Origin of the sequence: Variovorax sp. N23, from assembly GCF_025486315.1 — a bacterium.
GTDB lineage: Bacteria > Pseudomonadota > Gammaproteobacteria > Burkholderiales > Burkholderiaceae_C > Variovorax.
In genome coordinates this window covers 62,768-76,351 of record NZ_JAOOPY010000003.1, presented here as the reverse complement: position 1 = coordinate 76,351, position 13,584 = coordinate 62,768, and the positions used below count along the sequence as shown (strand labels likewise).

Sequence of the window (13,584 nt, the reverse complement as noted above, 5' to 3'; positions counted from 1 at the left end):
GCGGCCGGGCTCAGCTGAACTGCTTGCCTTCGGCGACCAGCTTCTGGATCAGCGGCGCGGGCTCCCAGAACTTGCCGTCGTCGCGCGGGTTCTTCGCGAATCGCTTCATGGCTTCGGCCACGTTGTACAGGCCGACCTGGCTGGCGTAGTGCATCGGTCCGCCGCGCCAGATCGGAAAGCCGTAGCCCGTGAGGTAGACCATGTCGATGTCGCCGGACTTGCTGGCGATGCCGTCTTCCAGGATGTGCGCGCCTTCGTTCACCAGCGCATAGACCAGGCGCTGCACGATTTCCTCGTCGCTGATCTTGCGCGGCACGATGCCTTCGTCCCTGCGGTGCTGCTCGATCAGGTCGAGCACGACCTGGCTCGGGATCGCGTCGCGCTTGCCGGCCTGGTAGTCGTACCAGCCGGCGCCGGTCTTCTGGCCGAAGCGGCCCAGTTCGCACAGCTTGTCGGCCGTCTTGCTGTACTTCATCTCGGCACGCTCGGTGGCGCGACGCTTGCGAATGGCCCAGCCGATGTCGTTGCCGGCCAGGTCGCCCATGCGGAACGGGCCCATCGCGAAGCCGAACTTCTCGATCGCCTTGTCGACCTGCTGCGGCGTCGCGCCTTCGTCCAGCAGGAAGCCCGCCTGGCGGCTGTACTGCTCGATCATGCGGTTGCCGATGAAGCCGTCGCACACGCCCGACACCACGGCCGTCTTCTTGATCTTCTTGGCCACGCTCATCACGGTGGCGAGCACGTCCTTGCCGGTCTTGGCGCCGCGCACCACTTCCAGCAGCTTCATCACGTTGGCCGGGCTGAAGAAGTGCATGCCGACCACGTCCTGCGGGCGCTTGGTGAAGGCGGCGATCTTGTCGACGTCGAGCGTCGAGGTGTTCGATGCCAGGATGGCACCGGGCTTGGCCACTTCGTCGAGCTGCTTGAAGACCTGTTCCTTCACGCCCAGTTCCTCGAACACAGCCTCGATGATCAGGTCGGCGTCCTTCAGGTCGGCATAGCTCAGCGTGGTCGTGAGCAGGGCCATGCGCTGCTCGTAGGTGTCCTGCTTGAGCTTGCCCTTCTTGACCTGCGCCTCGTAGTTCTTCTTGATGGTGGCGATGCCGCGGTCGAGCGCCTCCTGCTTCATCTCGAGGATCTTCACCGGGATGCCGGCGTTCAGGAAGTTCATCGAGATGCCGCCGCCCATGGTGCCGGCGCCGATCACGGCGACCGACTTGATCTCGCGCCTGGGCGTGTCCTCCGGTACGTCGGGGATCCGGCTGGCCGCGCGCTCGGCCATGAAGAGATGACGCAGCGCGATCGACTCGGGCGTGAACATCAGCATGACGAAGAGGCGGCGCTCTTCGGCCATGCCCTCATCGAACTTCAGCTTGGTGGCGGCCTCCACGGCATCCACGCACTTCAGCGGCGCGGGGTAGTTCTTCGACATGCCGCCCACCATGTTGCGCGCGAACTGGAAGTAGGCGTCGCCCTGCGGGTGCTGGCACGGCAGCTTGCGCACCAGCGGCAGCGCGTCGCCGGTCTTGCCCGTGACCGACTTGGCGTAGATCAGCGCTTCGTCGAACAGCGACTCGGCCGATGCGGCGAGGTGGTCGAACAGCTTCTGGCCGGGCAGCGAGGCGAGCACTTCGCTCTTGACCGCTTCGCCGCTGACGATCATGTTGAGGGCGGTTTCCACACCCAGCAGACGTGGCAGGCGCTGCGTGCCGCCGGCGCCCGGCAAGAGGCCCAGCTTGACCTCGGGCAGCGCGACGCTGGTCCCCGGCGCCGCCACACGGTAGTGGCAGCCCATCGCCAGCTCGAGCCCGCCGCCCATGCAGACCGAGTGGATGGCCGCGACGATCGGCTTGGGCGAGGCTTCGAGCGCGAGGATGACGCTGAGCAGGTTCGGGTCCTGCAACGCCTTGGGCGTGCCGAATTCCTTGATGTCGGCGCCGCCCGAGAAGGCCTTGCCCGCGCCGGTGATGATGATCGCCTTGACGGCATCGTCGGCATTCGCCTTGGCCAGCCCGTCGGTGATGCCCAGCCGCGTCGCGTAGCCCAGGCCGTTGACCGGCGGGTTGGTCAGCGTGATCACGGCGATATCGCCGAGCACCTTGTATTCAGCCGTCATGCTGCGTTCCTTCGAGTGAGAAGTTGGGAGGAGGAAGAACGGCGGAGCACAGCACGCACGACACACCCGGTGTCGTTTGTCTTGTCTCCGAAAAGAACGAGTGTTCTTTTTTCTTCGAGAATTCTAGGCATTTCCGGCGACCGGACAACGTCGCCCAGTCGCTGGAGGGACAAGCGCTCGCCGGCTGCGCCGAGCGCCGTCGCCGCAGCCACGACAATCGACCGCGATGCCCCTGATGACGACCCCGCCCGCGGCCCGCCCCTAGATGCCCACCCTCCCCGTCGATGCCGGCCAGCTGCTGGCCTTCATGGCCTGCGTCGCGCTCGCCACCTATGCGCAGAACCTCACCGGCTTCGCCTTCAGCCTGATCCTGCTCGGGCTCGTGTCGCTGTTTCACATCGCGAGTGTGAGCGAGACCGCGAACGCCGCCATGGTGCTGACCCTGATCAACGCATGGACGTATTTCCGTGCCCGCCCGGGTCCGGTGCCGTGGAAGCTGATGAAGCCCGCGCTAAACGGCAGCACCGTCGGCGTGCTCGCGGGGCTGATCCTGCTCGCCTGGCTCAGCGGCGGCGCGGTCGCGTGGCTGCGCGGCCTGCTGGGCGTGTCGATCCTGCTGTGCGCACTGCTGCTCGTGCTGCAGGGCCGTCCGCGGCCGGTGGTGTCGAGCGGCACGAGCTTCGCGCTGATCGGTGCGCTGTCGGGCGTGCTGGGCGGCCTGTTCTCCAGCTCCGGGCCGCCGATCGTCTTCCACATGTATCGCCAGCCGATCGACCGCGAACTCGTGCGGCGAGGCTTGCTGCTGATGTTCGCCTTCAACGCCCTGGTGCGCATCGCCGTGGTGCTGCCCACCGGGCAGTTCTCGTGGCGCTCGGCCTGGCTGGCCGGTTGCGCCGTGCCGGTGGTCTATGGCGTCACGCGGCTGCACCACCGGCTGCCGAACAGGCTGAGCCCCACGACGCTCAAGCGGCTGGTCGCCGGGCTGCTGGCCGCGGCCGGCATGACGCTGGTCGTCACGGCCTGGCGCGCCATCGCCTGACGGGCTAGACCTCCAGCCACTCCTTGCGCGTAGTCGCGTCGGCACGCAGGCTGTCGGGCGTGCCGTCGAAGACGATGCTGCCGTGGCCCATGACCAGCGCGCGGTCGGAGATCGCCATCGCGATGGTGAGCTTCTGCTCGATCAGCAGCACGGAAATGCCGCGGTCCTTGAGCCGCTTCAGGTATTGGCCGACCAGCTCGACGATCTTCGGCGCGAGGCCCTCGGTCGGCTCGTCGATGATGATCAGGTCGGGGTCGCCCATCAGCGTGCGGCACAGCGTGAGCATCTGCTGCTCGCCGCCCGACAACACACCAGCCTCGGTGTGCTGACGTTCCTTGAGCCGCGGGAACATCGCGTACATGTCGTCGAAGGACCAGCGGCTTCTCTTGGCAGCGGCCTTGCCCTTCTGGCCGAGCATCAGGTTCTGGTGCACCGTGAGCTTCGGGAAGATCTCCCGGTTCTCGGGCACGTAGCCGATGCCCAGATGCGCGATCTCGTAGGCCTTGCGGCGCAGGATGTCCTGGCCATTCCAGTGCAGTGCGCCCTCGGCATGCACCAGGCCCATGATGGCCTTGGCGGTGGTCGAGCGGCCCGAGCCGTTGCGCCCCAGCAGCGCGACGATCTCTCCCGCGCCCACCTCGAAGGACACGCCGTGCAGCACATGGCTCTTGCCGTAGTAGGCGTGCAGGTCTTGAAGTTTGAGCATGTCAGGTCTCCCGCCGGGCCGCCCCAAGGGAGACCGCGCCCCCTCGGGGGGCAGCGAATACACGAAGTGATGAGCGTGGGGGCATCAGTGCGCTCCTTGTGCGTCGGCCACGGCAGAGCCCAGATAAGCCTCCTGCACCCGTGGGTTGGCGCGGACCGCGGCCGGCGTGTCGAAAGCGATCACCTCGCCGTACACCACCACCGCGATCCGGTCGGCCAGGCCGAACACCACGCCCATGTCATGCTCCACCGTCAGCAGCGTGCGGCCCACCGTCACCTCCTTGATGAGCGCGATGAAGTGCGCGGTCTCGGTCTTGCTCATGCCGGCGGTCGGTTCGTCAAGCAGGATCACGTTGGCGCCACCGGCGATGGTCACGCCGATCTCGAGCGCGCGCTGCTCGGCGTAGGTGAGGTTCACGGCCAGTACGTCGCGCTTGCGCTCCAGGCCGACCTGGCGGATGAGCTGCTCGGTGCGCTCGTTGGCGTCGTCCAGCTTCGAGAGGAAGCGCAGGAAGGTGTAGCGGTAGCCCAGGCTCCACAGCACGCCGCAGCGCAGGTTCTCGAACACGCTGAGCTTGGGGAAGATGTTGGTGATCTGGAAGCTGCGCGACAGCCCCAGCCGGTTGATCTCGTACGGCCGCAGGCCATTGATCAATTGGCCGTTGAGCAGCACCTCGCCGCTGGTCGGTGCCAGCCGCCCGCTGATGAGGTTGAACAGCGTCGACTTGCCCGCGCCGTTGGGCCCGATGATGGCGATGCGCTCGCCCGCATTCACCGCCAGGTTGGCGCCACGGATGATCTCGGTCTTGCCGAAGTTCTTGCGCAGGTCTTTCAGTTCCAATGCGAAGGTCATGCCGTGAGCTCCCGGCGCTTGATCTCGCGTTCGATCTCTTCCTGTGCATGCCCCCAGGCGCGTACGAAGCGGCGGCGCACGATCTCCAGCAGGCCGCCGCCCACCACCATCAGCCCGATGGCGATCCCCCAGCTCGTCGGGCTGGACGTGTCGAGCGTCAGCCCGAAGAACTCCAGCGTCGGCCCGAGCGCGGCGTTGAGCTGCATGTGATAGATCATCTCGACCACACCGGCCACACCCGCGACCAGCAAGGCACCGGTGGCCATGAGGCCGGCGTACAGCGACCAGAAGGGCTTGAACCTGCCGAACTTGGCAACCCGCAGGTTCATCATGATCAGGCTGGCCACGCCGCCGGGCGCGAACATCACCATGAAGAGGAAGACCAGGCCGAGGTACAGCAGCCAGGCCTTGCTGAGTTCCGACAGCAGGATCGACGCGAACACCAGCAGCACCGCGCCGATGATCGGCCCGAAGAAGAAGGTCGCACCACCCAGGAAGGTGAAGAGCAGGTAGCCGCCCGAGCGGATGCCGTTCAGGCTGTCGGCCGCGTTCACGATCTCGAAGTTGATCGACGCCAGCCCACCGCCGATGCCGGCGAAGAAGCCGGCGATGATGAAGGCCGTGTAGCGCACGCGCTGCGTGTTGTAGCCGATGAATTCCACACGCTCCGGGTTGTCGCGCACCGCGTTCAGGATGCGGCCGAGCGGCGTGCCGGTGAAGGCATACATCAGCGCGGTGCACACGAAGCAGTATGCGGCGATCAGGTAGTACACCTGGATCTGCGGGCCGAAGGTCAGGCCGAGGAACGGCGTGCCGTACACCCGGTTGGTGGTGATGCCGCCCTCGCCGCCGAAGAAGGTCGGGAACATCAGCGCCATCGACGCCACCAGCTCGCCGATGCCCAGCGTGATCATCGCGAAGGTCGTGCCCGCCTTCTTGGTGGTCACGTAGCCGAACAGGACGGCGAAGAACATGCCGCCCAGCCCGCCGGCCAGCGGGATCAGCACCAGCGGCACCGGCAGGCTGCCCTTGGCGGCGAGGTTCATCGTGTGGATGGCGATGAAGGAGCCGAGCCCCGTGTAGACCGCATGCCCGAAACTGAGCATGCCGCCCTGCCCCAACAGCATGTTGTAGCTCAGGCAGATGATGATGAGGTAGCCGATCTGCGAAAGCATGGTCAGCGCCAGGCTGCTGCGGAACAGCATCGGCGCCACGATGAGTGCGATGGCGAACAACGACCAGATCAGCCAGCGGCCGATGTTCCAGGGTTGGAAGCGGTAGTAGCGCGGCGGGTTCGAAGGGGTTGCAATGGCATTCATGTCAATCTTCCCGTGTTCCCAACAGGCCCTTGGGGCGGAAGATCAGGATCAGCACCAGGAACAGGTACGGCAGGATGGGGGCCACCTGCGAGACCGTGAGCTTCATCAGCTCGTAGCCGAAGGTCTGGTCGGTGACGGCCACGCCCAGGCCCTGCAGCGCCGTCGCCAGTGAATAGTCCATCGCCACCGCGAAGGTCTGGATGATGCCGATGAGCAGCGACGCCAGGAACGCGCCGGCCAGCGAGCCCATGCCGCCCACCACCACCACCACGAAGATGATCGAGCCGACCGATGCCGCCATGGCCGGCTCCGTGATGTAAGTGTTGCCGCCGATCACGCCGGCCAGCCCCGCCAGCGCGGCGCCACCACCAAACACCAGCATGAAGACGCGCGGCACGTTGTGGCCCAGCGCTTCGACCATCTCGGGATGCTTGAGCGCCGCCTGGATCACCAGCCCGATGCGCGTGCGCGTCAGCAGCAGCCACACCGCCAGCAGCATCAGCAAGGCCACCGCCATGATGAAGGAGCGCGACTTGGGAAACTGCGTGCCGTACAGCGTGAAGAGCGGCCCCTGCAGCTGCGTCGGCAGGCCATAAGGAACGGTGGAACGGCCCCACAGCAATTGCACGACTTCCAGGATCAGGTAGGAAAGCCCGAAGGTGACGAGCAATTCCGGCACATGGCCGAACTTGTGCACCCGCCGCAGGCTATAGCGCTCGAAGGCCGCCCCCAGCACGAAGACCGCCAGCGGCGCGAGCACCAGCGCCGGCCAGAAGCCCACCAGTCCCGAGATGGTGTACGCCAGGTACGCCCCCAGCATGTAGAAGCTGGTGTGCGCGAAGTTCAGGACGCCCATCATGCTGAAGATCAGCGTGAGGCCCGAGCTGAGCATGAACAGCAGCAGCCCGTAGCTGACGCCGTTGAGCAGCGAGATGGCAAAGAATTCCACGTTCATCGACGTTCGATCGTTCCCTGTGCGGGGGTGAAAACAAAAAAAAGGCCCGCGTCGCGACGTCGGGCCTTCGCGCTCGTGCGCTCGCGCGTGTCAGGGCCGCTTCATCTGGCAGGTGGTCGGCGTGCTCGCCACGTAGGCCTCGTAGTACTTGACCGGCGCCAGCGTGTAGCCGGTGTTCTCCGGACTGTAGGGGTTCTTCGCGTCGGTCTTCTGCCAGCGCGTGATGTAGAGCCCCTGCTGCAGCTGGTGGTCGGCCTTGCGCATCTCCACGTCGCCGTTGAAGCTCTTGAACTTCATGCCTTCCATCGCCGCCGCGACCTTCAGCGGTTCGGTCGACTTGGTGCGCACGAAGGCTTCGCTGAGCATCGCATAGACGGTGTAGATGTCGGTCGTGTACATGTCGTCGTTGAAGCGCTTCTTGTACTCGGTCATCAGCGGCACCATGACGCCCGGTGCGTTGTAGTGGCTGTAGCCCACCTGGTAGACCTTGCCGTCCGACGCGGCGCCCATGGCCGTCGGCGTACCGGTGGTCACCGCGTAGTAGGTGTAGAACTTGACGTTCAGGCCCGAGTCGTTCGACGCCTTGATGAGCAGCGCCAGGTCGGAACCCCAGTTGCCGGTGATCACCGTGTCGGCGCCCGACTGCTTGATCTTCGCGATGTAGGGCGCGAAGTCGCGCACCTGGGCCAGCGGGTGGAGATCGTCACCGACGATCTCCACGTCGGGCCGCTTGATCTTGAGGTTTTCCTTGGCGAACTTCGAGACCTGCTGGCCGTGCGAGTAGTTCTGGTTGATCAGGTACACCTTCTTGATGTCCGGCTGCTCCTTCATGAAGGTGGTGAGCGCTTCCATCTTCATCGAGGTGTCGGCGTCGAGCCGGAAGTGCCAGTAGCTGCACTTGCTGTTGGTCAGGTCGGGGTCGACCGCCGCGTAGTTGATGTAGAGCACCTCCTTACCCGGGTTGCGGGCGTTGTGCTTCTCGAGCGCATCGATGATGGCCAGCGCCGGGCCGGAGCCGTTGCCCTGCACCACGTAGCGTGCGCCCTGGTCCATGGCCGAACGCAGCGCGCTGGTGGTTTCCTGCGGGCTCAGCTTGTTGTCGATGCCGATGATCTCGAACTTCACGCCGGCGGCGTTCTTCTTGTTGAACTCCTCCGCCAGGAACTGGAAGGTCTTGAGCTGGTTCGTGCCCACCGCGGCCATGAGGCCCGACAGCGGATCGAGCCAGGCGATCTTCACGGTTTCGCCCTTTTGCGCCCAGGCGCTGGCCGCATTGGCAGCGAGGACCGAGGCAACGAGAAACTTCACTGGGAATCGCATGGTGTGTCTCCTGGATCGGTGGTCCGAACGCGATCGAGATTACAAGCCTTTGCAAGCGTACCCCTCAGGGATTGCCCGCAACGGGGGCCGCCGGTGCGCTTTTTCTATCGCACACGCGACACGCAGCCTCCGAAAAAGCTACCGATCGGTAGCACGCCGCTCGATGGCACTGGATGGCGTTCAGGGCCGCTTCATCTGGCACGACGTCGGCGTGCTGGCCACGTAGGGCTCGAAGTACTTCACCGGCGCCAGCGTGTAGCCGGTGTTCTCGCCGTCGTAGGGGTACTTGGCACTCTTCTTTTCCCAGCGCGTGATGAACAGCCCCTGCTGGAGCTGATGGTCGGCCTTGCGCATCTCGACTTCGCCGTTGAAGCTCTTGATCTTCATGCCCTCGAGCGCCACGGCCACCTTCACCGGATCGGTGGACTTCGTCTGCGCGAAGGCGTTGTCGAGCAGCGCGAACGCGTGATAGATCGACGCCTGCGTCAGGTCGTCGTTCATCTTCTTCTTGTAGCCGTCGATGCTCTTCTGGATCTCGCCGCCCATGTTGTAGTGGCCGTAGCCGATCGCATACACCTTGCCGTCGGACGCGCTGCCCATGGCGGTGGGTGCGCCCGCCCCGTAGGCGTAGTAGGTCAGGAAGCGCACGTCGAGCCCGGCGTCGTTGGCCGCCTTCAGCAGCAGCGACAGGTCCGAGCCCCAGTTGCCGGTGATCACCGTGTCGGCGCCAGACTGCTTGATCTTGGCGATGTAGGGCGCAAAGTCGCGGACCTGGGCCAGCGGGTGCAGGTCGTCGCCGACGATCTGGATGTCGGGGCGCTTGGCCTTGAGGTCTTCCTTGGCGTACTTCGACACCTGGACGCCGTGCGCATAGTTCTGGCCGAGGATGTAGACCTTCTTGATCTCGGGCCGGTCCTTCATGAAGGTCGTGAGCGCCTCCATCTTCATGGAAGTGTCGGCGTCGAGCCGGAAATGCCAGTAGCTGCACTTGCTGTTGGTCAGGTCCGGGTCGACCGCCGCATAGTTCATGTACAGCATCTCCTTGCCCGGATTGCGCGCGTTGTTCTTCTCGATCGCGTCGATGATGGCCAGCGCCGGGCCGGAGCCGTTGCCCTGCAGGACGTAGCGGGCGCCCTGGTCTTGCGCCGAGCGCAGCGCGCTGGTCGTTTCCTGCGGGCTCAGCTTGTTGTCGATGGCGATGACCTCGAACTTCACGCCCGAGAGGTTCTTGCGGTTGAACTCCTCGGCGAAGAACTGCGTGGTCTTGAGCTGGTTCGTGCCCACCGCGGCCATGAGGCCCGACAACGGATCGAGCCAGGCGATCTTCACGGTTTCGCCTTTTTGCGCCCAGGCGCCTGCCGCACTGGCGGCAATGAGCGAGGCAACGAGAAACTTCACGGGGAATCGCATGTCATGTCTCCTGGGATCGGTGTGTCGAACGCGACCGAGCGTACAAGTCTTCGGCCGCGCCACCCTCAGGGAATGCCCGCGAACTCACGCGACGCCGCCGCTCCTGCGCCCTTTTCTGTCACCTGCGCGGCAGCGCCGATCTACCGCGCGGTAGGAACGCTCAAAGGCCAGGCAGCCGATAGTCCTTGAACTGCTCGCGCAGCCGGGTCTTCAGGATCTTGCCGGTGGCGCCGAGCGGAATGGCCTCGACGAAGAGCACGTCGTCGGGGATCTGCCACTTGGCCGTCTTGCCTTCGTAGAACTTCAGCAGCTCCTCGCGCGTGACCTCGGCGCCCGGCCGCTTGACGACCGCCACCACCGGGCGCTCGTCCCACTTCGGGTGGGCCACGCCGATGCAGGCCGCCATCAGCACCGCCGGGTGCGCGACGGCGATGTTCTCGATGTCGATGGAGCTGATCCATTCGCCGCCCGACTTGATCACGTCCTTGCTGCGGTCGGTGATCTGCAGGAAGCCGTCGGCATCGATGGTGGCGACGTCGCCGGTCGGGAACCAGCCGTGGCCCTGCGCGTCGGGCACCAGCGGGTCGCCGCCCTCGCCCTTGAAGTACTCCTTGACGATCCACGGCCCCTTGACCAGCAGGTCGCCAGAGGCCTTGCCGTCCCAGGGCAGTTCGGCACCATTGCCATCGATGATCTTCATGTCGACGCCGAAGATGGCGCGGCCCTGCTTCTGGCGGATCGCATCCTGCGCGTCGGCCGGCATCGTCAGGTGCTTGTTCTTGAGCGTGCACAGCGTGCCGAGCGGGCTCATCTCGGTCATGCCCCAGGCGTGGAGCACGTCCACCCCGTAGTCCTGCTGGAAGGCATGGATCATGGCCGGCGGGCAGGCCGAGCCGCCGATCACCGTGCGCTTGAGCGTCGAGAAGCGCAGGCCACCCGGCTTCATGTGCGTCAGCAGCATCTGCCAGACGGTCGGCACGCCGGCGGCGAAGGTCACGCCTTCGGCCTCGATCAGTTCGTACACCGACTTGCCGTCGAGCGCCGGCCCGGGGAAGACGAGCTTGCAGCCGGTCAGCGCGGCCGAGTACGGAATGCCCCAGGCATTGACGTGGAACATGGGCACGACCGGCAACACCGAATCGCGCGCCGAGATGCCCATCACGTCGGGCAGCGCGGCGGCGTAGGCGTGCAGCAGCGTCGAGCGGTGGCTGTAGAGCGCGGCCTTCGGGTTGCCGGTGGTGCCACTCGTGTAGCACATGCTCGACGCCGAGTTCTCGTCGAAGCGCGGCCAGGCGTAGTCGGTGGACCGGTCACCCATCCAGGCCTCGTAGCTCAGCAGGCCGGGAATGCCGCTGTCGGCCGGCAGCTTGTCGGCGTCGCACAGCGCGATCCAGCGCTTGACCGTGGGGCAGCGGGCGTGCACCGCCTGCACCAGCGGCAGGAAGTTCAGGTCGAAGCACAGGATCTGGTCTTCGGCGTGGTTGGCGATCCACGCGATCTGGTCCGGATGCAGGCGCGGGTTGATGGTGTGCAGCACGCGGCCGGAGCCCGAGACGCCGTAGTACAACTCGAGGTGGCGGTAGCCGTTCCACGCCAGCGTGGCGACGCGGTCGCTGAACAGCAGGTCTTCGCCTTCCAGCGCATTGGCGACCTGGCGAGCGCGGCGCGCCACGTCGGCCCAGGTGTAGCGGTGGATGTCGCCTTCGACCCGCCTCGACACGATCTCGCCGTCACCGTGGTGGCGCTCGGCGAACTCGATCAGGGACGAGATCAGCAGCGGTTGGTCTTGCATCAAACCCAGCATCGGTACGGCTCCTTCATCTCAATACGCAAAAAGATGGGCGAGTATTGCGCACTGCAGCATGGGCCCGATGCGGGAATGCCCGTAGCGCTGTCGCGCCGGCGGCAGGAACGCCCATGGCCTTCCGGGAACGGGGTTTCGGGCGCTGCGAGACAATCGGGCCATGAACCTGCTCGTGGACGACAGCACCACCGCCGCGGCCTCGGGGCTGCGCTGGACCGAGGGATTTCGCAGCCTGGGGCCGGCCTTCTTCACACCGCTGCAGCCGACGCCGCTGACCGCGCCCTACTGGGTCGGCCGCAGCGCCGGCGCGGCGCGCCAACTCGGCGTCGATGGCGACTGGCTGGCCTCCGACGAAGCGCTGGACGTCCTGACGGGCAATGCGCTCCTGCCGGGCATGGCACCGCTCGCGAGCGTCTACAGCGGGCACCAGTTCGGCGTGTGGGCCGGTCAGCTCGGCGACGGCCGGGCCATCCTGCTCGGCGAAACCGACCTCGGACTCGAAGTGCAACTGAAGGGCGCCGGCCGCACGCCCTACTCCCGCATGGGCGACGGGCGCGCCGTGCTGCGCTCGAGCATCCGCGAATTCCTCTGCAGCGAGGCGATGCACGGCCTGGGTATCCCGACCACACGCGCACTGGCCGTGACCGGCTCCGACCAGCGCGTGCGCCGCGAGGACATCGAAACCGCCGCCGTCGTGACCCGCGTGGCACCGAGCTTCATCCGCTTCGGCCATTTCGAGCACTTCGCCGCCAACGACCGCATCGATGAACTCAGGCAACTGGCCGACTACGTCATCGACCGCCACTACCCGGCTTGCCGGACGACGGAGCGCTTCGGCGGCAATGCCTACGCAGCCTTCCTGGAGGCCGTGAGCGAGCGCACGGCGGCGCTGCTCGCGCAGTGGCAGGCGGTGGGCTTCTGCCACGGCGTGATGAACACTGACAACATGAGCATCCTGGGCCTGACGATCGACTACGGACCCTTCCAGTTCCTCGACGGCTTCGACCCGGCGCACATCTGCAACCACAGCGATACCGCCGGCCGCTACGCCTTCAACCAGCAGCCCAACGTGGCCTACTGGAACCTGCATTGCCTGGCGCAGGCGCTGCTGCCGCTGATCGGCGAGCAGGACTTGGCCATCGCCGCGCTCGCGTCGTACAAGACGGTGTTCCCGCACGCGTTCGACCAGCGCATGGCCCGCAAGCTCGGTCTGCCGTCCGGCGACGCGCGCGACCGCGGCCTGGTCGACGGCGTGCTGCGCCTGCTGGCCGCCGAGCGTACCGACTGGACGATCTTCTGGCGGCGGCTGTCCGATGCCGTGGGCAGCGGCGACTTCGCGCCGGTGCGCGACCTGTTCATCGACCGCGCCGGCATCGATGCCTGGCTGCCGCTGTACGCCGCGCAGCGCGCTTCGACGCCCGCGGCCGAAGCCGCCACCGCCATGCGCGCAGCCAACCCCAAGTACGTGCTGCGGAACCACCTGGGCCAGCAGGCGATCGAAGCGGCCCAGCAGAAGGACTTCGCCGGCGTCGCCACCTTGCTGATGCTGCTCGAGTCCCCATTTGACGACCATGCCGGCTTCGAGGCCTACGCCGGCTTCCCGCCCGACTGGGCGTCCACCATCGAAATCAGCTGCTCCTCATGACCACCCCCAAGATCCAGAAGACCGATGCGGAATGGAAGGCCGTGCTGGCCGAGAAAGGCGCCGAATCGGCCGCCTTCCAGGTCACGCGCCATGCTGCCACCGAGCGCCCCTTCACCGGCAAGTACGAAGCCCACTGGGCCGACGGCACCTACCACTGCGTGTGCTGCGGCGCCAAGCTCTTCGAGTCGGGCACCAAGTTCGACGCCGGCTGCGGCTGGCCCAGCTTCTCGGAAGAAGCGGTGCCCGGCGCCATCACCAACATCGTCGACCGTTCGCACGGCATGACGCGCACCGAGAACGTCTGCACGAACTGCGGCGCGCACCTGGGCCACGTGTTCCCGGACGGCCCGACGCCGACCGGGTTACGCTACTGCATGAATTCGGCCTCGCTGAGCTTCGAACCCAGCAAGGACTGACC

General features: G+C 66.1%; 11 protein-coding genes. 3 read left to right on the top strand and 8 right to left on the bottom strand.

Features of this window, described 5'->3' with window-relative positions:
* Positions 1-10 precede the first annotated feature (10 nt).
* Positions 11-2,116 carry a 3-hydroxyacyl-CoA dehydrogenase NAD-binding domain-containing protein gene (locus N8A90_RS05565; RefSeq protein WP_262073678.1) on the bottom strand — a complete coding sequence of 702 codons (2,106 nt, stop codon included), beginning with the start codon at positions 2,114-2,116 and terminating at the stop codon, positions 11-13.
* A gap of 265 nt (positions 2,117-2,381) precedes the next feature.
* Between N8A90_RS05565 and N8A90_RS05560 the strand changes: the two genes are divergently transcribed.
* A complete protein-coding gene (locus tag N8A90_RS05560) occupies positions 2,382-3,155 on the top strand; it encodes a sulfite exporter TauE/SafE family protein (RefSeq protein ID WP_262073677.1) in 774 nt (257 codons plus the stop codon).
* A 4-nt stretch (positions 3,156-3,159) separates the two neighbouring features.
* Here N8A90_RS05560 and N8A90_RS05555 read toward each other — a convergent pair whose 3' ends face one another.
* The 7 genes from N8A90_RS05555 to N8A90_RS05525 all read right to left on the bottom strand — a co-directional run bounded on the left by N8A90_RS05555 (position 3,160) and on the right by N8A90_RS05525 (position 11,521).
* Entirely contained in the window at positions 3,160-3,861 is a 702-nt protein-coding gene (locus tag N8A90_RS05555; protein WP_262073676.1) for an ABC transporter ATP-binding protein, read from the bottom strand.
* Positions 3,862-3,945: 84 nt separating this feature from the next.
* A complete protein-coding gene (locus N8A90_RS05550) occupies positions 3,946-4,713 on the bottom strand; it encodes an ABC transporter ATP-binding protein (protein WP_262073675.1) in 768 nt (255 codons plus the stop codon).
* A complete protein-coding gene (locus N8A90_RS05545) occupies positions 4,710-6,032 on the bottom strand; it encodes a branched-chain amino acid ABC transporter permease (RefSeq protein WP_262073674.1) in 1,323 nt (440 codons plus the stop codon). Before N8A90_RS05545 ends, N8A90_RS05550 begins: the two co-directional genes overlap by 4 nt.
* Position 6,033: 1 nt before the next feature.
* Positions 6,034-6,987: a branched-chain amino acid ABC transporter permease gene (locus N8A90_RS05540; RefSeq protein ID WP_262073673.1), complete on the bottom strand. Its 954-nt coding sequence runs from the start codon at positions 6,985-6,987 to the stop codon at positions 6,034-6,036.
* 90 nt (positions 6,988-7,077) lie between these two features.
* Complete coding sequence (locus N8A90_RS05535) at positions 7,078-8,307, bottom strand: branched-chain amino acid ABC transporter substrate-binding protein (RefSeq protein WP_262073672.1); 1,230 nt, start codon at positions 8,305-8,307, stop codon at positions 7,078-7,080.
* A gap of 180 nt (positions 8,308-8,487) precedes the next feature.
* The gene (locus tag N8A90_RS05530; RefSeq protein WP_262073671.1) at positions 8,488-9,717 is read right to left on the bottom strand and encodes a branched-chain amino acid ABC transporter substrate-binding protein; all 1,230 of its coding nucleotides are present in this window, start codon (positions 9,715-9,717) and stop codon (positions 8,488-8,490) included.
* 160 nt (positions 9,718-9,877) lie between these two features.
* Positions 9,878-11,521, bottom strand: coding sequence for a 3-(methylthio)propionyl-CoA ligase (locus tag N8A90_RS05525; protein WP_262073670.1), 1,644 nt, complete (start codon positions 11,519-11,521; stop codon positions 9,878-9,880).
* Between the two features lie 160 nt (positions 11,522-11,681).
* On the opposite strand from N8A90_RS05525, the gene N8A90_RS05520 reads away from it, so the two are divergent.
* Complete coding sequence (locus tag N8A90_RS05520) at positions 11,682-13,166, top strand: protein adenylyltransferase SelO (protein ID WP_262073669.1); 1,485 nt, start codon at positions 11,682-11,684, stop codon at positions 13,164-13,166.
* Entirely contained in the window at positions 13,163-13,582 is a 420-nt protein-coding gene (gene msrB, locus N8A90_RS05515; RefSeq protein WP_262073668.1) for a peptide-methionine (R)-S-oxide reductase MsrB, read from the top strand. The genes N8A90_RS05520 and msrB overlap by 4 nt, the downstream gene beginning before the upstream one ends.
* The last annotated feature ends 2 nt before the right edge of the window (positions 13,583-13,584 follow it).

Excerpts from the sequence above, each read along its gene's own strand:
- N8A90_RS05565 (WP_262073678.1), bottom strand. The coding sequence starts at position 2,116 with ATGACGGCTGAATACAAGGTGCTCGGCGATATCGCCGTGATCACGCTG.
- N8A90_RS05560 (WP_262073677.1), top strand. The coding sequence starts at position 2,382 with ATGCCCACCCTCCCCGTCGATGCCGGCCAGCTGCTGGCCTTCATGGCC.
- N8A90_RS05555 (WP_262073676.1), bottom strand. The coding sequence starts at position 3,861 with ATGCTCAAACTTCAAGACCTGCACGCCTACTACGGCAAGAGCCATGTG.
- N8A90_RS05550 (WP_262073675.1), bottom strand. The coding sequence starts at position 4,713 with ATGACCTTCGCATTGGAACTGAAAGACCTGCGCAAGAACTTCGGCAAG.
- N8A90_RS05545 (WP_262073674.1), bottom strand. The coding sequence starts at position 6,032 with ATGAATGCCATTGCAACCCCTTCGAACCCGCCGCGCTACTACCGCTTC.
- N8A90_RS05540 (WP_262073673.1), bottom strand. The coding sequence starts at position 6,987 with ATGAACGTGGAATTCTTTGCCATCTCGCTGCTCAACGGCGTCAGCTAC.
- N8A90_RS05535 (WP_262073672.1), bottom strand. The coding sequence starts at position 8,307 with ATGCGATTCCCAGTGAAGTTTCTCGTTGCCTCGGTCCTCGCTGCCAAT.
- N8A90_RS05530 (WP_262073671.1), bottom strand. The coding sequence starts at position 9,717 with ATGCGATTCCCCGTGAAGTTTCTCGTTGCCTCGCTCATTGCCGCCAGT.
- N8A90_RS05525 (WP_262073670.1), bottom strand. The coding sequence starts at position 11,521 with ATGCTGGGTTTGATGCAAGACCAACCGCTGCTGATCTCGTCCCTGATC.
- N8A90_RS05520 (WP_262073669.1), top strand. The coding sequence starts at position 11,682 with ATGAACCTGCTCGTGGACGACAGCACCACCGCCGCGGCCTCGGGGCTG.
- msrB (WP_262073668.1), top strand. The coding sequence starts at position 13,163 with ATGACCACCCCCAAGATCCAGAAGACCGATGCGGAATGGAAGGCCGTG.